We start from the raw sequence: 16,701 nt of genomic DNA, 5'->3' as shown, positions 1-16,701 counted from the left end.
CCGCTCTTTTCCATCACCGTTTGGCTACGCAATACACCCGTGTCGGTAAATCCATCTTAAGCATAGCTGAGCAAACATGTTCGAATTCCCACAATTTTCAAAGCACTCTGTAAAGAATGATGTGCTTTCAGGTCTTACAGTAGCCTTAGCTCTGGTACCTGAAGCCGTAGCATTCGCCTTTGTTGCTGGCGTTGACCCAATGGTTGGTCTTTACGCAGCATTCATCGTAGGTTTAATCACTTCTGTCTTTGGCGGTCGTCCAGGTATGATTTCTGGTGCAACTGGCGCAATGGCTGTAGTAATGGTAAGCCTAGTAGCAACCCATGGCGTTCAATACCTATTTGCGGCCGTTATGTTAGCCGGCCTTCTGCAAATTGCAGCGGGTGTGTTCAAGCTGGGTAAATTTATCCGTATCGTTCCGCACCCAGTAATGATTGGCTTCGTGAACGGCTTAGCGATCGTTATCTTCTTAGCACAGCTTGGCCAATTTAAAGCGCCTGATGTAACGGGTGCATTAACTTGGTTACCAAGCGGTCAAATGACACTGATGTTAGGCCTAGTGGCACTGACAATGGGTATCATCCACTTCCTTCCTAAACTCACAACAGCAGTACCATCTTCGTTGGTTGCTATTGTGACGGTAACGGCTTTGGTTGTTGGCCTTGATCTTGAAACTCGTACGGTTGTCGATTTCTTGCGCACGATGTCTGGTGATGAAGCCGCGACACTAGCGGGCTCTCTACCAACGTTCTCGATTCCCGCAGTTCCATTTTCATTCGAAACACTGCAAATCATCCTGCCATACGCAATTATTCTGGCGGCTATCGGCCTGATCGAATCTCTACTAACACTAACGGTACTTGATGAGATGACGAACACTCGTGGTCAATCTAACCGTGAATGTGTTGGTCAAGGTATGGCTAACGTAACGTGTTCTGTATTTGGCGCGATGGGTGGTTGTGCGATGATCGGTCAATCGATGATCAACGTAAACTCAGGCGGTCGTGGTCGTCTTTCTGGTATCGTTGCTGCAGTAGCACTACTGATGTTCATCCTTTTCGGCTCTGCACTTATCGAGATGATTCCTCTAGCTGCGCTAGTGGGTGTAATGTTCATGGTTGTTATCGGTACATTTGAATGGGCAACCTTCAAACTGGCTCGCCGTGTTCCTAAGCAAGACTTCTTCGTTATCGTTCTTGTTACGGTTGTAACAGTACTAACCGACCTTGCTGTAGCTGTTGGTGTGGGTGTAGTTGCTTCTGCATTAATGTTCGCATGGCAACATGCTAAACACATCTATGCAGATACATCTGTAAACGCTGAAGGCTCAAAAGAGTACAAAGTTAACGGTCCAATCTTCTTTGGTTCAACGGCTAACTTCCTGGAGCTGTTTGATGCATACAACGATCCACAAGATGTTATCGTTGATTTCGCAAACTCACGCGTTACAGACCACTCAGCGATTGAAGCGATCGATACTATCGCTGACCGTTACGCGGTACTAGGTAAGACACTTCACCTTCGCCATCTAAGCAAAGACTGTGTTGCTATGCTGCACAAAGCCGGTAGTTTAGTTGAAGCGAACGTTGCAGAAGACCCAATCTACAAAGTGATGTCTAAGTAATCTTAGTCACTGTTTTAAGCTAGATTGAAGAGGCCGACATTAAATGTCGGCCTTTTTTATGTCTATCACCTAGGCTCTAAGCTCTAAGCTCTAAGCTCTAAGCTCTAAGCTCTAAGCAAGAGTATCCGAGCTAAATTGACTTCAAGATAGCTTCGCTAGACTCTTCGATTAAATCCAACACCAATTCAAAGCCATTTCCCACACCATAATACGGATCGGGAATTTCTTGATATTGTGACTCTCCAAAGCTTAAAAATAGCACAAGCTTGTATTGGAGATGAGTAGGACACTGGCTCATTAAATCGTCTAAATTTGCCTTATCAGCTGCCAGTATCAGGTCAAACTCTTCAAAGTCATTCATGACTACTTTACGAGAGGTTATCCCCTTAAAACTGTAGCCTCTTTTCTCTCCTGCAGACTTTGAGCGTGAATCGGGTGGATTGCCTTTATGGAACCCAATTGTCCCGGCAGAATCGACCACCACATCAACATCTAACTGCTGCGCTTTCTTTCTTAGCACCGCTTCACCTGTGGGTGAACGACAAATATTGCCCATACAAACAACGAGTATCTTTTTCATCCTTAATCACCTGTTCTTCCGATGGTTTTTGCTATCGTTAAGTTAGGCTATGATAGGTGCAATCACAACTTAAAAGGATTTGTTATGTCGACCGAAGACAACAAAGAACAACGCCACAAAGCAAGACAACAGAAAGTAAAAGAACAAGTCGATGCACGTGTCGCAGCAGCGCAAGAAGTGAAGGGCCTATTGCTGGTTATCACTGGCAATGGTAAAGGTAAATCAACATCCGGTTTTGGTACCATCACTCGTGCCGTCGGTCATGGTAAAAAATGCGCCGTTGCTCAATTTGTTAAAGGGACTTGGGATAACGGTGAAAAGAACGTTCTTCAAAAACTAGATGTAGAATTCCAAGTCATGGGTACTGGTTTTACATGGGAGACCCAAGATAAAACAAAAGATATTGAAGCCGCACAACGTATTTGGAAAGAATGCCAGCGCATGCTAGCGGATGAGTCAATTGATGTAATTCTATTTGATGAACTGACTTACATGGTGAGCTACGGTTATATCGAGTTAGATGAAGTGGTAGAAGCACTGAATAATCGTCCAAAGATGCAGTCTGTAATCATTACAGGCCGCGGCGCACACCGAACTTTAACTGAGATGGCAGATACCGTGTCTGAAGTTCGAAATGTGAAACACGCTTTTGAATCTGGTGTCAAAGCACTGCAAGGTGTCGACTGGTAATCTTCTTTAACTAGAGGTTCCCGACTCAGTAACTCTCCCCTATCTAAAATGACGACACTCGAAAGTTATCAGTCTAAGCTTGTAATTCCCTAGAACGAGGCACGAGCATCATAGGGAATCTCTCTTGATTATTATCAGCGCCCAAACAAAAGCGCCATTCCTACAACAGGAATGGCGCTTCTTTTATATGCGAGTTAAGTAAAGATTAATTAAAGAAACCTTTCAACAAACCATCAACCGCTTCTTTAGTCTTCTCGTCTTTGATCTTATCCGTTAGCTTATTCACACCACGGTCAATCTCTTTCTGCGCTTTCTGTTTCAACACATCATCAAAAACAAGGGCAAATTTCGGATCAGCCCACTGGCCAGTGATTTTGATTGGGATAGTCACATCTTTCAGGTCATCAATGTTTTTACCACCCTGACCTTCTAGCGAACCAACCACGGATGTTCTCACAAGGAAGTCGACCGTTTCGTTGATGAAGTTTGCTTTACCTTGACCTGTCACGCGTAGCAATGGTGACTGTGCTGTTAAGTCATTAGTTGAAACCCAACCTTTATCTACTTTCAGTGTCGCTTTCATTGCACTGAAATCAGTTTTTTGAGCCTCATTTTTACTTTCGACTTTTTCGCCTTTGATCTTAGCGTAGTTTTCTCGAATCAGTTGAGCAACGTTGATACCATTAACTGCACCATCTTCAAAGTTAATCACAATGGTACCGACTAGGTTTTTCTTGATGCCTGTTGGCGTTAAGCTCTTACCTTTAACGTTAACATCAATATTACCGGTACCTTCAAGCATATCGTTATCAGCGACATCAACCAATAATGGTTGAACCTTCACGCCCTTGATCTTCTTCTTAGCCGTGTAAGTCGCTGGTGTTTTACGGGCATCTAATCGTGCTGTCGCCGAAATAGAGCCATCATAAAGGTTCGATGTGAACGACGTTAATTCAGCAATACCACGGTTAACCGAGAATGCTGTTTTAACGTTCTGCATTTTCGCATTGCTCGCCTTGAACTTATCAATCGTGATGTCACCTTTGACATCTAGCGTTTTCAGTGCCGAAAGGTCAGGTTCCACTTCTTTCGCAGGATCGGAGTTACCAGCACTTGAGGTTGAGCCACTAGCAGAGTCTGAAGGCGCAGTGCTCGCCGTCTCAGTTGTTTTGCTTAAACCTAAGAACTCATCTAAATCGATATTAGGGCTATGGAGAGAGAAACGAACTTTTGGTATTTCAGATAAAGTCACATCTGCTTTACCGTCTAACGCAATAGTATTAGCCTGCAACTTCTCTAACACAAAGCTCAAGTGGTTCTTGTTAAGATCAAAGCTTAAATCAGACAGCATATCTACTTTCATTGGTGACTGAGGAAGCGTATCGCCTTTGAATGTTGAGTCTAACGTTAGCTTGTTCAGTGTTACTTTTGAAATCGCACTATCAACCGTTAGCTCACCGCCACCTTTAAGATCAAGATCAAGACCAGCAGCATTACCAATCACAGCGTAAGTTAGTTGGTTAACCTTATCGAACTCAAACGTATTCAAGCCAATCTTCGCCGACTCAATTGACGTTGCTGGATCATTGAACTTGGCATTAAGGTCAATATTGCGCAGGGCGTAACTTACGAAACCTTCCGCTAATTTAAACTCAGCACTACCTTCTGCAGAGAACTTCTGTTGATTGTTTTCGCCAGAGGCTGCAAAGGTTGCTGTTGTCCATGTATCAACGGCGAACTCAGATAAATTCAAAGACACATCGTATAACTTGGTAAATGAACCCGCTTGCTTGTCATCCATTTCAAACAATGCGTTTGAGACAGTGACGCCTGCAAGGTTTATCGTCCAACCTGATGCTTCTGCAGTGCTTTGCTCCTCAGGAGCAGGCGCTGATTCAGAGCTGGTATCTGGGGCAGGCTCAGACTCTTGAGGCGTTGAGGCTTGTGTTAACGCATCAATATTCTTACGACCATCTTTAAGCGTTTCTAAATAAAATTCGGCACCATCCAGAGTAACGTTGCCGATCTCCAATTGGTTACTAAATAGAGGAGTAACAGAAACATCGACACCAACGTTATCGACCTTAAATAGGTTCGGTTGGGTAAATCCTTCGGGGTTACGTAATTCAGTTTGACCAAGAGCAAAGCCAATAGATGGGAAAAATTGCCAGCTGATATCACCCTCGATCACGAGCTCTAGGCCTGTGTGTTTTTGGGCTTGTTCGACAATTAATGGCTTAAATTGGTTGGGATTCACTAACAGCACTAGTGCCAGAATTGCTGCAATAACAACAAACACTGGTACAGCTATGAAAATGAGTAGTTTCTTCATCCGCATATTCCTTGCTTAGATTCCAAAAGAAAGTGGCACTATAAAAGTGCCACTGATTCGGTAAAAAATAAAGCTAAGTGAGTCACTTAAGCAAAATTTTATTCGATTAAGACTTCAACAACTTCGCAATGTGCGCTTTTAACACATCAATCGCAATACGGTTTTTACCACCACGAGGAACGATGATGTCTGCATGTTGTTTTGAAGGCTCGATAAACTGCATGAACATTGGGCGTACTGTTTCTTGATATTGCTTGAGTACAGTGTCCATTGTACGACCACGCTCTTCTACGTCTCGCTTAACACGGCGTAATAGACAAATGTCTAACGGTGTATCCATAAACACACTTGCGTGCATTAGGCTACGTAGACGTGGGTCTGTTAATAGCAGGATACCTTCTAAAATGATCACTTTCTTAGGAGTAAGTGTAGTCGCTTCAGATGTACGTGTGTGTTCGGTGTAGCTGTATTCAGGAACTTCTACTGCGTTACCACTCATTAGCTGCTGTAGATGTTCACATAGAAGATCATGATCTAGTGCATTTGGGTGATCGTAGTTAGTTTTAACACGCTCTTCCATACTCAAGTGGCTTTGGTCGCTGTAATAGCAATCTTCCGTGATAACACCAATTTGATGGTCGCCTACTTTTTCGCGCAATTCATTATAAATTGTACTAGCAATCAGACTTTTTCCTGAAGCTGAAGCGCCAGCGATACCTACGATGACACATTGATTATTATCAGACATTAATTTTGCACCCGATATGGTTTGGTGGTGGGAAGAGATAAACCGCCTGATTATAGGGGCTAAACAACATAGATTCTAGTCGCCATTCTAGCTAATTGCAGTCAAATTGATGATATCAATGCATTTAATGAATACAATCGTTTGCTTTCAAATAACTTCCCTACAACTATTTGCACAACCCCAATGGTGATTAACCCAAATCCAAAAGCTTTTTAGCTAGCTCAGACCGCTATTTTCCAAATAACGTCAGCGATCATCACGGCCGAAGCATTATTTGTACGACTCTGAGATAGGCTCGCGCTATTCAACCATCGAAAAGTTAATCGCTTCCGGTCTCGCTTTTCCCGTCCAGAACATTTTTGCAGCGACATTTTCAGCAAGTTCTAGATAATGACGCGTGTGTTCGCTATCTGGACGGCGTATTACCGTCGGGCAACCTGCATCGATGTCTTTACGTACATCAATGTGAAGGGGAATTTGCGCCAAAATATCAAGGAAAAACTCTTCTGACATAGCCTCTGCGCCACCAGCGCCAAAGATATGCTCTTTCTCACCACAGTGGCTACAAATATGGTAACTCATGTTTTCGACTAAACCCGCCACAGGCACACTCACTTTATCAAACATCGCAACGCCTTTGCGCGCATCTGCTAATGCTAGATCTTGAGGAGTAGTCACCACTATTGCACCCGTCACTGGGATCTGTTGTGACAAGGTTAGTTGAATATCACCGGTACCCGGTGGCATGTCGATGACAAGATAATCTAACTCAGGCCATACTGTTTCGTTAACTAACTGACCCAGAGCCTTAGCCGCCATTGGACCACGCCAAATGGCAGCATCATCTTTCGACACAAGATAGCCGATAGAATGAGTAAAAATACCATGCGCCTCAATTGGCATCATCCACTTGTTATTTTGCACTTCGGGTTTTGCGTCTAGCTGACCAAGCATCATAGGCACAGATGGGCCGTAGATATCTGCATCTAATAATCCGACTTTTGAGCCAGACTTAGATAAAGCCAGAGCAAGATTTACAGATGTTGTGGATTTACCCACCCCGCCCTTTGCAGACGTTACTGCAATAATATTTTTCACGCCTTTCAATGGGGTAGCAACCGTGGTTTCTAACGCCGACGGCTTCACATATACTTCAAATTGGAAAGCACTCACCAGTTGCTGTTCAATTTGAGAGTGGATCCACTGTTCCAGTTCAACCGCGAGCTGATTGGCAGCAAAAGGCAAGGTAATAACAAATGATCCACGCGGATCAACCGATACAATATTTTGGTGTAGCGCCCACTCTGGTATGAGGATTGGTGACTCGAACTCATTCAACCATGAACAGAAATCTTGCTTTGAAGTAAAGTTACGCATTGCGGCTCCTTTTTTATTTATGCTATCACCAGCGAGAGAAAGACTGAACCCCTAAAAAACTAAGGGAATCCTGTGTCTGATACCTTGGCGTGACACACGTTATAAAGTAGTATTACCCATCAAATTTATACCTATCAATAAAAGCGAATATTAAGTATGGCAAACGATCCAAGAACTCTTGATCCAAGGAAACTACTGGTTACTTGTGCCCTTCCGTACGCTAACGGTTCGATTCACCTAGGTCACATGCTTGAGCACATCCAAGCCGACATCTGGGTTCGTTACCAACGCCTGCGTGGCAACACTGTAAACTTCATCTGTGCTGACGATGCTCATGGCACACCAATAATGCTTAAAGCACAACAGATGGGTATTACACCAGAAGAGATGATCGCTGCAGTAAGTGAAGAGCACCAAAAAGACTTCGCTGGCTTCGATATTAGCTTTGATAACTACCACAGCACACACAGTGAAGAGAACCGTGAACTGGCTTCTCATATCTACCTTGAACTTAAAAAGAACGGTTTTATCTCTAGCCGTACTATTTCTCAGCTTTTCGATCCTGAGAAAGAAATGTTCCTACCAGATCGTTTTGTAAAAGGTACTTGCCCTAAGTGTAAGTCAGAAGACCAATACGGTGATAACTGTGATAACTGTGGTGAGACATACAGCCCAACTGAACTGATTAATCCGAAATCAGCAGTATCTGGCGCAACTCCAGTAATGAAAGACTCTGAGCACTTCTTCTTTGACCTGCCTCAGTTCGAAAGCATGTTGAAAGAGTGGACTCGTTCAGGCTCTCTACAAAATGAAACTGCAAATAAAATGCAGGAATGGTTCGAGTCTGGCCTGCAACAGTGGGATATATCACGCGATGCACCTTACTTCGGCTTCGAGATCCCTGGTGAGAAAAACAAATTCTTCTACGTATGGCTAGACGCTCCTGTTGGCTACATGGCTTCTTTCAAGAACCTATGTGACAAGCGTGACGATCTAAACTTTGACGAATACTGGAAGAAAGATAGCACAACTGAGCTTTACCACTTCATCGGTAAAGACATCGTTTACTTCCACAGCCTATTCTGGCCTGCAATGCTAGAAGGCGCTGGTTTCCGTAAGCCAAACAACGTATTCGTACACGGCTACGTAACGGTGAACGGTGCGAAGATGTCTAAGTCGAAAGGCACATTCATCAAAGCAAGCACGTACTTAAACCACCTAGACCCTGAGTGTCTACGCTACTACTACGCTGCGAAACTAAACAGCCGTATTGATGACTTAGATCTTAACCTTGAAGACTTCACTCAACGTGTAAACGCTGACGTAGTAAACAAGATTGTTAACCTAGCTTCTCGTAATGCAGGCTTCATCACCAAGCGTTTTGAAGGCAAGCTTTCTGCTGAATTTTCGGAACCAGAGCTTTACAACGAATTCGTAGCAGCAGCTGAGCGTATCGGTCAACTGTACGAAACTCGCGAGTTTAGCCGTGCTATTCGTGAAGTAACGGCACTTGCTGACAAAGCAAACCAATACATCGACGAGAAAGCACCTTGGGTTCTTGCGAAAGAAGAAGGCAAAGAGAAAGAGCTTCAAGAAGTCTCTTCTGTTGGTATCAACCTATTCCGCGTACTAATGGCTTATCTGAAACCTGTAATGCCAGAGCTTGCGGCTCGCACAGAAGCTTTCCTAAACGAAGAGCTAACGTGGGAAGGCATTGCAACGCCACTAACTGATCACGAAATCACTAAGTTCAAAGCGCTATTTAGCCGTATTGATCCTAAGAAAGTGGAAGCCATGATCGAATCTTCTAAAGAAGACGCAGCCGTTGAAGCAGCAGCGAAAGAAAAAGCGGAAGCTGAAAAAGAACAAGCAAGCCAAACTGAGCTAGACAAAGAGCCAGTTGCAGAAGAGATTGAATTCGATGCATTTGCAGCGGTAGATATGCGCATTGCTCGTATCATCTCTTGTGAAGAAGTACCAAAAGCGAACAAACTGCTGAAGTTCCAACTGGACATCGGTGGTGAAACTCGCCAAGTGTTCTCTGGCATTAAATCAGCTTACAAACCTGAAGAGCTAGAAGGCAAACTAACGGTAATGGTAGCGAACCTAAAACCGCGTAAGATGAAGTTTGGTATGTCTGAAGGCATGATCCTAGCGGCAGGCCCTGGTGGCAGTGATCTATGGATTCTTGAGCCACACGAAGGTGCTCAACCTGGTATGCGTGTAATGTAATTCTGACCTTAGTCAGGTAACACAACATTCATAATGAAATCCCTGATGCACTTTTAACTTAAAAGAGTTAATAAGCATTAGGGATTTTTTATATCTACCGAAAAAATGCGTTCTCTGTTAGAGTCGCCGTCAACTATGCTATGTAGAGTGGAAATTGGCTTGTCGATGATAACAGGCTAAAACCAACACCTCTTTACTCTACAAACCCTTTTTAGGAATCCCCAGTGACTAACAACGAAATCTTGCGTCGTATTCAACACGCACTAAACCTTAAAAATGCACAGATCATTAAAGCTATCGAGCAAGCTGACGTGACCATTGCTCATGACCAAGTGATTAACTGGCTAAAAGACGACAACGACAAGTCATGCTCTACAATGAAAGATAAAGAGTTAGCGGTATTCCTAAATGGTTTCATCAACCTTAAGCGTGGCAAAAAAGAAGGTGTTCAGCCTAAACCTGAAGTTGCTCTGACCAACAACATGATTTTCATGAAGCTACGTATTGCGTTAAACATGAAAGCAGAAGATGTACTAGACGTATTAGAAGTCGTTGGTGTAAGCCTAAGTAAGTACGAAATTGGTGCTTACTTCCGCAAACCAGAGAACAAAAACTATAAAGTGTGCGAAGACCAACTATTGTGCGACTTTCTAAATGGTGTGCAGTTTACTAACCGTCCAGATTCGGAAGAGTTCTCAGGTTAATCAAAGCTTGGTTTTTGCTTAATGCTTAACAGTAAAGACCATTCAGGCTTACAACTGAAAAAATAAGCTTAATTAAACAAAAAAAAGCGGCGAGATAATCTGATTATCTCGCCGCTTTTTTCGTTTTATTTGCGTTACGTTACTGACTGAATAGATCTAACAATAGCTAGTTGAAAGCTTAACTGTCGTCTTCAGTAAAGTTAGTTGGCAACGTCGTTTTCATTTCATTCCAAACTTGCGCACTTGCAATACCGTAATTACGGATCACTAATGGCAAGTTTTCACGTTGGCCGCTCTCACATATAACGAACAACTCTTTATAGAAGTCCATAGCTAAACGTCGTGCTTCTGGGTTAGAGAAGTAGTAGCTACCCACTCGGTCATAAAGTTTACGTACACCGTTAAAAATCAGGCCGTAAATTTGGTTACCTGAATGGAATGCCAAACGTTGGAAAAGCATATAATCATAGAAGTTGAAGGTCTTCGCGATTAAGATCGTTTGGCGTTTCGCTTCGTCTTTTTCTACGTTTTCTTTAACAGCTTGTTTAATCTTGTCAGCATAAGGAGAAGATTCTAAAAATTCATCCCACGTTGGTGCCGCTAATAGAGCTTCACAAGATTCAATCACGTTAGTGATCGTGCGTTCAGAAGCTTCTTTGTTTGATTTAAAAGCATAGCGCATAAAGATCGGGCTGATATTAGTTCGAGCTGCAAGTAAGTCTTCTACCATTTTGCTCGCATTATCAACATCCAACGTCATCAACGTATCTAGGATATGAAGACCTGAGGTTTCCATAAACTGGTTAACTTTAGTTGGTTTACCGTGCTGGATTGTCAACCAACCATCACGAGCAAGGCGCTGAAGCACTTCACGAAGCGTGGTGCGTGTTACACCAATCAATTCAGAAAGCTCACGCTCTGCGGGTAAAATAGAGCCAGGAGCAAAACGGCCATTCCAAATACTTTCAATGATATACTTTTCTGCAAAGCCTGCCGGGCTCTTCGCCTTAATGACCATCTACACTTCAATCCAATTTAATTATTCTAATTTACTCATCATACCACTAGTCACTCCTAGCGGAAACACCCTCAAAAACTTTACTCACCCAAAACCACCAGTAGAGTTAAAGCTCTAAAGTGCAGCACACGTTTGCCCCTTAAGTTTAGAAAGCAAGCGACTATAAATCACCATTTCAACAAGTTGTTAACACAACAAATTTTCTTTAAAATCAATGAGATTAGTCATAATTTTAGAATTGCGAATTTGCAATGTTAAGTTGTAATAATCATATATAAACCGTCCTTATCATGTTAATTTCAATCATTTCGCTGAAATATTGATTCTAGTCGGTTTTTATCACATTTTAAGTGGTATGCTTGCGCTACTTTGATCGCGTTTCTCAACAAAAAATAGGTATTTTTAGAGCTACGGGGCTTTTCCTGTTGACTAAATGTTATCTAAGAGTAGAGTTGCGCTCAAAAATAAGCAGTGCTTGAGTTTCTAAGGGAGTGACTTGGCAAGACCACAGAACATTACATGGAATGTAGTTTTTCTAAGTCACTGTTAGTTATAGTTTTTAACAATTTTATAACTCGATTCTCAAAATGTTGTATTGCTTGTCTATTCATAATCAACATAAAAGAGTATTAACATGCCGATGTCTCTCGGAAACGCTTTTATCAAGAACTTCCTTGGTAAAGCTCCTGATTGGTATAAACTTGCCATCATTTCCTTTTTAATCATCAACCCGTTTGTTTTCTTCCTAGTTGACCCATTTGTTGCGGGTTGGCTATTGGTGGTTGAGTTTATTTTCACTCTCGCTATGGCTCTAAAATGCTACCCTCTTCAACCGGGTGGTTTATTAGCAATTCAAGCTGTCGCCATTGGCATGACCAAACCAGAAATGGTTTATCATGAGCTACAAGCAAACCTCCCTGTATTACTCTTATTAGTATTCATGGTTGCTGGCATATACTTCATGAAAGAACTGCTTTTGTTCATTTTCACGAAGATCCTGCTCGGTATCCAATCTAAAGTATTGCTTTCTGTTGCCTTTTGTATTGCAGCGGCCTTCTTGTCTGCCTTCCTAGATGCGCTAACAGTAATCGCCGTAGTGATTAGCGTTGCGGTTGGCTTCTATTCTATCTATCACAAAGTAGCATCAGGCAAAGGCACAACGTCTGCACACGATCATACTCATGATGAAGAGCTCTCTGAACTTACTCGTGATGACTTAGAAAACTACCGTGCTTTCTTGCGTTCATTGCTTATGCACGCAGGTGTTGGTACTGCACTAGGCGGTGTAATGACTATGGTAGGTGAGCCGCAAAACTTAGTGATTGCTAAACAAGCAGGCTGGGAGTTCGGTGAATTTATTATCCGCATGCTGCCAGTAACACTGCCAGTATTCATCTGCGGCATTATCACTTGTGCACTTGTGGAGAAATTCAAAGTATTTGGCTACGGTGCAGAACTGCCAAATAACGTTCGCCAAATCTTAGTTGAATTTGACAACAAAGAACGCGCAAATCGTACAAAACAAGACGTAGCAAAACTATGGGTTCAAAGTGCAATCGCAGTTTGGCTTATTGTCGGCCTTGCACTTCACGTCGCTGAAGTCGGCTTGATTGGTCTTTCAGTTATTATCTTAGCAACGGCGTTTACTGGTGTAATTGAAGAGCACTCGATGGGTAAAGCCTTTGAAGAAGCGCTACCATTTACTGCACTTCTTGCTATCTTTTTCGCGGTTGTTGCTGTAATCATTGACCAGGGACTATTTAAGCCAGTGATCGATGCGGTACTTCACGTTGAAGATAAAGGTGCACAGCTTGCATTATTCTATGTGGCCAACGGTATCTTATCGATGGTTTCGGATAACGTGTTCGTAGGTACGGTTTACATCAACGAAGTGAAAACTGCACTTGTTGAAGGCATCATCACTCGCGACCAATTCGATCTACTTGCTGTTGCGATAAACACAGGTACTAACCTACCTTCGGTTGCTACGCCAAACGGCCAGGCTGCATTCCTATTCCTATTAACATCAGCACTTGCTCCGCTAATTCGACTGTCTTACGGCCGTATGGTTATCATGGCCCTACCTTACACAATCGTCTTAGCACTTGTCGGCCTTGCAGGCATCGTGTTCTTCGTAGAGCCGATGACAGCGTGGTTCTACGATGCAGGCTGGATCATTCAGCGTACTGGTGAAGTTGTTGCTCCAGTGATCTCAGGTGGTCACTAAGCTGACTTTGTGTTGCAAAGGGCAATAAGTGTATCTAACTAATCAAAAATATTAGTTGATTAGGAAACTTATCCAAGATAAAGAGCTCTGAGTATTCAGGGCTTTTTTATTTTATAGACAGGATTAAATTCGTGAACTTTTTTGTAATGCTCAAAGACTTCTCTAAGGGACGTTTATCTTGGCTTTTACTGCTGGCTTTTATTGTATTTTTTGAAGCATGTGCTCTTTTCTTCCAGCATGTGATGATGCTTGGTCCTTGCGTGATGTGTATTTATGAACGCGTTGCCATGCTTGCTATTGGCGTCGCTGCTATAATTGGTGCTATTGCTCCGAATAACCCAGTATCACGTTGGTTAGGGCTCGCTGGTTGGGGGTTTGGTGCCTACAAAGGTTTGATGCTTGCGTTACAGCACGTTGATTATCAGTTCAACCCTTCTCCTTTCGCAACTTGTGACTTATTCGTGACCTTCCCTAGTTGGGCACCATTAAACCAATGGGCACCGTGGATGTTTGAAGCTTACGGTGACTGTAGCAAAGTTGTATGGCAACTCTTAGAGCTTTCGATGCCTCAATGGCTAGTGATTATCTTTGCCGGTAACTTAATTGCTTGCGGATTTATTGTTATTTCTCAATTTGCTAAATCAAAAAAAGACTAACAACTAACTTTTACAATTAGAACAAAAAAAGTCGACCATAAGGTCGACTTTTATCATTTAGATTTTGTTTATTCGCAATTCTACTCGTTAGCTATTAGCTTTTTTTACCGCAACATTGCTTAAACTTTTTACCACTTTCACATGGGCAAGGGTCGTTACGACCGATATCTTTAAATGGGTTAACACTCTGTGACTTATTACCCAACATCGCCTCGTCCGCAGCCAACGCTACTTCTGAAATCATCAGGTCAACCTGACCGACCAAATCTTCGAGTGATGGCGGATTTTCCAAACCGACAGCAATCATTTGCTGCTGAGTGTGTTCTTCATCAATCGCTAACATCAGTGTTGTCAGAAGCGCTTGTAACATACGCAAAGTGCCATCAGCCATCGTCACTGTTTGCCATTGCTCTTCAACTGTTGGCCAAACCATCATGAAACCTTCAGCAAAACCTGCGAATTGCTCATTAAAGTCGCCATCAGCAAACACGTCTGTCAGTAAATATTCATTACGCTGAATTAGGTTATGTTGACGATTAATTTGTTCAGTGGCCATTGAAACGAGCTCTTTACCTGCTTCAGGAGCAACGACAGCTAGCCACGCTTCTGGATCTAATGGCTTAGTCGCTAGGTTAGAAGCAAGGATTGCACCTTCGATAAATTGAGGCGTAATATCAGTGACTGATTCTGGTAGGTTTAATAATTGGTATGTCATGAAAGCTCTGGATATTGGGGCATTTTCGTTATTATAACGCCATCCCTCCCCAGATGTCGCCAACCACATCTCTCTGTTTTGAAATCAACAAGCATACGCAAACCATTGCTATTCAAATGTCATTAATATTTCACTTATTTCGCTTTGATAATCAGAGCCCTGGGTGTAAAAACCAGCTCAAGCATTCAGTTACATTTAGGCGTATTCAACATGAAATTAAAAGCACAAGGTTTTACATTACTCGAACTTGTTGTTGTGGTCGTTATTTTGGGCGTATTGGCAGTAACCGCTGCGCCTCGTTTTCTTGGTGTTCAGCGAGACGCTCATGAATCCTTAGCGCAAGGTGCGTTTTCTGCATTTAGAAACAGTATTGATATGTATCATTCACAGTGGCTTGTCGATGGTGAGCAAGGATTTGATCAGGTAGTGGATTATGGTGAAGGCGATGTGTACCCGTCGGAAACTGGTTTTCCAATTTCGGTTCTTGATACACCGCCAACAGAAGCGCCGAAAGTTGAAGGTGACCAATGTGTGGCACTTTGGAACTCTTTAATTGATTCCGATTTGGTCGCTCGCTCTCAATACGACACTGGCTTTATTCTCCCTTCGAATGAGGCCATTGTTAGTTGGTATACTGGAACACCTGAGTGTTATTACTACTATACTCCAAGCTTTACGACCTCTGAGCGTTTACCTATTCTCTATTACTCACCAATTACAGGAGAAGTAAGAATAACCAGAGAAATGGCGAATACCGCTCCCTAGTGACAAGCTAAGTAACACACCGTACAATCACGCCTCTTAATTTTCGGTACACCCAGTTTCGGTAGAACAATATGCGAGTAATACTTGGCCCAATGGAGGGCGTTCTAGATCACCTAATGCGTGAAATTCTCACAGAGATCAATGATTACGATCTCTGTGTCACAGAATTTGTACGTATCGTTGATCAACTTCTTCCTCCGCATGTATTCCACCGTATTTGCCCTGAGTTACATCAAGGCTCTCAAACCATGGCTGGTGTACCTATTCACCTTCAACTTTTGGGGCAACACCCAAATTGGATGGCTGAGAATGCCTTTCAAGCAGCCAACTTAGGCGCTAAAGGTATTGATATTAACTTTGGGTGTCCTGCGAAAGCAGTAAACAAAAGTAATGGTGGAGCTTCATTGCTAAAAGAGCCTGAACTCATCTATCAAGTGGTGAAAGCCTGCCGAGAAGCGGTACCTGCACATATTCCGGTATCCGCAAAAATTCGACTGGGCTGGGAACATCCTGAGGAGTGTTTTGAGATTGTCGATGCCATTGAACAAGCGAAAGCTAACGAACTGACTGTGCATGCGAGAACTAAAACAGGTGGTTACAAGGCTAGTGAAATCAAATGGGACTACATCAATCAAATAAGAGAGAAAACCTCTCTACCGTTGATTGCGAACGGTGAAATTTGGAACTATGAAGATGGTCAAGATTGCATTAAAGCAACAGGAGTCGATTCATTGATGGTCTGCCGCGGCGCTTTCAATATTCCAAACCTTGGTAATGTCGTTAAGCACAACCACCAGAAAATGCCGTGGGATAAAGTCATTGAACTTTTACTGCGCTATTCAGAGTTTCAAATTAAAGGGGATAAAGGCATGTACTACCCCAATAGAGTGAAACAATGGTTTGTCTATTTAAGCAAAGGCTACCCTGAAGCGAACGAACTATTTAAAGAAATTCGTACTTTCAAGAAAGCGCCACCCATTGTAGAGCGCCTACAACGTTACCAGGATCAGCGCTGCCAATCCGTTTAGCTCGC

The 16,701-nt window shown here is 42.9% G+C and carries 14 protein-coding genes; 8 read left to right on the top strand and 6 right to left on the bottom strand.

What is annotated here, in order from left to right; translation table 11 throughout:
• Positions 1-76: 76 nt before the first annotated feature.
• Complete coding sequence (locus tag AACW75_RS18935) at positions 77-1,624, top strand: SulP family inorganic anion transporter (protein ID WP_102554354.1); 1,548 nt, start codon at positions 77-79, stop codon at positions 1,622-1,624.
• Positions 1,625-1,754: 130 nt separating this feature from the next.
• On the opposite strand, the gene AACW75_RS18930 is transcribed toward AACW75_RS18935, so the two are convergent.
• Positions 1,755-2,204: a low molecular weight protein-tyrosine-phosphatase gene (locus AACW75_RS18930; RefSeq protein ID WP_145571002.1), complete on the bottom strand. Its 450-nt coding sequence runs from the start codon at positions 2,202-2,204 to the stop codon at positions 1,755-1,757.
• A gap of 84 nt (positions 2,205-2,288) precedes the next feature.
• Between AACW75_RS18930 and cobO the strand changes: the two genes are divergently transcribed.
• Positions 2,289-2,894, top strand: a complete 606-nt coding sequence (cobO, locus tag AACW75_RS18925; RefSeq protein ID WP_029224603.1) for a cob(I)yrinic acid a,c-diamide adenosyltransferase — start codon at positions 2,289-2,291, stop codon at positions 2,892-2,894.
• A 205-nt stretch (positions 2,895-3,099) separates the two neighbouring features.
• On the opposite strand, the gene AACW75_RS18920 is transcribed toward cobO, so the two are convergent.
• From AACW75_RS18920 to apbC, 3 genes are all read right to left on the bottom strand, one after another.
• Entirely contained in the window at positions 3,100-5,226 is a 2,127-nt protein-coding gene (locus tag AACW75_RS18920) for an AsmA family protein (protein ID WP_145571004.1), read from the bottom strand.
• A 106-nt stretch (positions 5,227-5,332) separates the two neighbouring features.
• Positions 5,333-5,974: a uridine kinase gene (udk, locus tag AACW75_RS18915; protein ID WP_017076676.1), complete on the bottom strand. Its 642-nt coding sequence runs from the start codon at positions 5,972-5,974 to the stop codon at positions 5,333-5,335.
• 300 nt (positions 5,975-6,274) lie between these two features.
• Complete coding sequence (gene apbC / locus AACW75_RS18910; protein ID WP_145571005.1) at positions 6,275-7,351, bottom strand: iron-sulfur cluster carrier protein ApbC; 1,077 nt, start codon at positions 7,349-7,351, stop codon at positions 6,275-6,277.
• A gap of 156 nt (positions 7,352-7,507) precedes the next feature.
• On the opposite strand from apbC, the gene metG reads away from it, so the two are divergent.
• A complete protein-coding gene (gene metG, locus AACW75_RS18905) occupies positions 7,508-9,583 on the top strand; it encodes a methionine--tRNA ligase (protein ID WP_145571007.1) in 2,076 nt (691 codons plus the stop codon).
• A gap of 224 nt (positions 9,584-9,807) precedes the next feature.
• Positions 9,808-10,287, top strand: a complete 480-nt coding sequence (locus AACW75_RS18900; protein WP_102554361.1) for a YehS family protein — start codon at positions 9,808-9,810, stop codon at positions 10,285-10,287.
• Between the two features lie 178 nt (positions 10,288-10,465).
• On the opposite strand, the gene fadR is transcribed toward AACW75_RS18900, so the two are convergent.
• Entirely contained in the window at positions 10,466-11,305 is an 840-nt protein-coding gene (gene fadR, locus AACW75_RS18895; protein ID WP_017076672.1) for a fatty acid metabolism transcriptional regulator FadR, read from the bottom strand.
• A gap of 634 nt (positions 11,306-11,939) precedes the next feature.
• Between fadR and nhaB the strand changes: the two genes are divergently transcribed.
• Together nhaB and dsbB are read left to right on the top strand one after the other, a co-directional pair.
• Complete coding sequence (nhaB, locus tag AACW75_RS18890) at positions 11,940-13,532, top strand: Na(+)/H(+) antiporter NhaB (RefSeq protein WP_237297491.1); 1,593 nt, start codon at positions 11,940-11,942, stop codon at positions 13,530-13,532.
• 146 nt (positions 13,533-13,678) lie between these two features.
• Positions 13,679-14,188 (top strand): disulfide bond formation protein DsbB, encoded by a 510-nt coding sequence (gene dsbB / locus AACW75_RS18885; RefSeq protein WP_032497988.1) that lies wholly within the window; start codon positions 13,679-13,681, stop codon positions 14,186-14,188.
• A 94-nt stretch (positions 14,189-14,282) separates the two neighbouring features.
• On the opposite strand, the gene AACW75_RS18880 is transcribed toward dsbB, so the two are convergent.
• Positions 14,283-14,903 (bottom strand): YecA family protein, encoded by a 621-nt coding sequence (locus AACW75_RS18880; RefSeq protein ID WP_017076669.1) that lies wholly within the window; start codon positions 14,901-14,903, stop codon positions 14,283-14,285.
• A gap of 210 nt (positions 14,904-15,113) precedes the next feature.
• Here AACW75_RS18880 and AACW75_RS18875 point away from each other — a divergent pair, with 210 nt between their 5' ends.
• Together AACW75_RS18875 and dusC are read left to right on the top strand one after the other, a co-directional pair.
• A complete protein-coding gene (locus AACW75_RS18875; protein ID WP_145571011.1) occupies positions 15,114-15,668 on the top strand; it encodes a prepilin-type N-terminal cleavage/methylation domain-containing protein in 555 nt (184 codons plus the stop codon).
• 71 nt (positions 15,669-15,739) lie between these two features.
• Entirely contained in the window at positions 15,740-16,696 is a 957-nt protein-coding gene (gene dusC, locus AACW75_RS18870; RefSeq protein WP_145571013.1) for a tRNA dihydrouridine(16) synthase DusC, read from the top strand.
• The last annotated feature ends 5 nt before the right edge of the window (positions 16,697-16,701 follow it).

Origin of the sequence: Vibrio sp. L3-7 (assembly GCF_963898195.1) — a bacterium.
Classification (GTDB): Bacteria; Pseudomonadota; Gammaproteobacteria; order Enterobacterales; family Vibrionaceae; genus Vibrio; species Vibrio echinoideorum.
This window is presented reverse-complemented; position numbering and strand designations above follow the sequence as displayed.

What these genes read in the sequence shown, in the direction of transcription:
- fadR (WP_017076672.1), bottom strand. Translation starts at nt 11,305, where the DNA reads ATGGTCATTAAGGCGAAGAGCCCGGCAGGCTTTGCAGAAAAGTATATC.
- AACW75_RS18875 (WP_145571011.1), top strand. Translation starts at nt 15,114, where the DNA reads ATGAAATTAAAAGCACAAGGTTTTACATTACTCGAACTTGTTGTTGTG.
- udk (WP_017076676.1), bottom strand. Translation starts at nt 5,974, where the DNA reads ATGTCTGATAATAATCAATGTGTCATCGTAGGTATCGCTGGCGCTTCA.
- apbC (WP_145571005.1), bottom strand. Translation starts at nt 7,351, where the DNA reads ATGCGTAACTTTACTTCAAAGCAAGATTTCTGTTCATGGTTGAATGAG.
- AACW75_RS18935 (WP_102554354.1), top strand. Translation starts at nt 77, where the DNA reads ATGTTCGAATTCCCACAATTTTCAAAGCACTCTGTAAAGAATGATGTG.
- AACW75_RS18930 (WP_145571002.1), bottom strand. Translation starts at nt 2,204, where the DNA reads ATGAAAAAGATACTCGTTGTTTGTATGGGCAATATTTGTCGTTCACCC.
- cobO (WP_029224603.1), top strand. Translation starts at nt 2,289, where the DNA reads ATGTCGACCGAAGACAACAAAGAACAACGCCACAAAGCAAGACAACAG.
- nhaB (WP_237297491.1), top strand. Translation starts at nt 11,940, where the DNA reads ATGCCGATGTCTCTCGGAAACGCTTTTATCAAGAACTTCCTTGGTAAA.
- dsbB (WP_032497988.1), top strand. Translation starts at nt 13,679, where the DNA reads ATGCTCAAAGACTTCTCTAAGGGACGTTTATCTTGGCTTTTACTGCTG.
- AACW75_RS18880 (WP_017076669.1), bottom strand. Translation starts at nt 14,903, where the DNA reads ATGACATACCAATTATTAAACCTACCAGAATCAGTCACTGATATTACG.
- dusC (WP_145571013.1), top strand. Translation starts at nt 15,740, where the DNA reads ATGCGAGTAATACTTGGCCCAATGGAGGGCGTTCTAGATCACCTAATG.
- metG (WP_145571007.1), top strand. Translation starts at nt 7,508, where the DNA reads ATGGCAAACGATCCAAGAACTCTTGATCCAAGGAAACTACTGGTTACT.
- AACW75_RS18920 (WP_145571004.1), bottom strand. Translation starts at nt 5,226, where the DNA reads ATGAAGAAACTACTCATTTTCATAGCTGTACCAGTGTTTGTTGTTATT.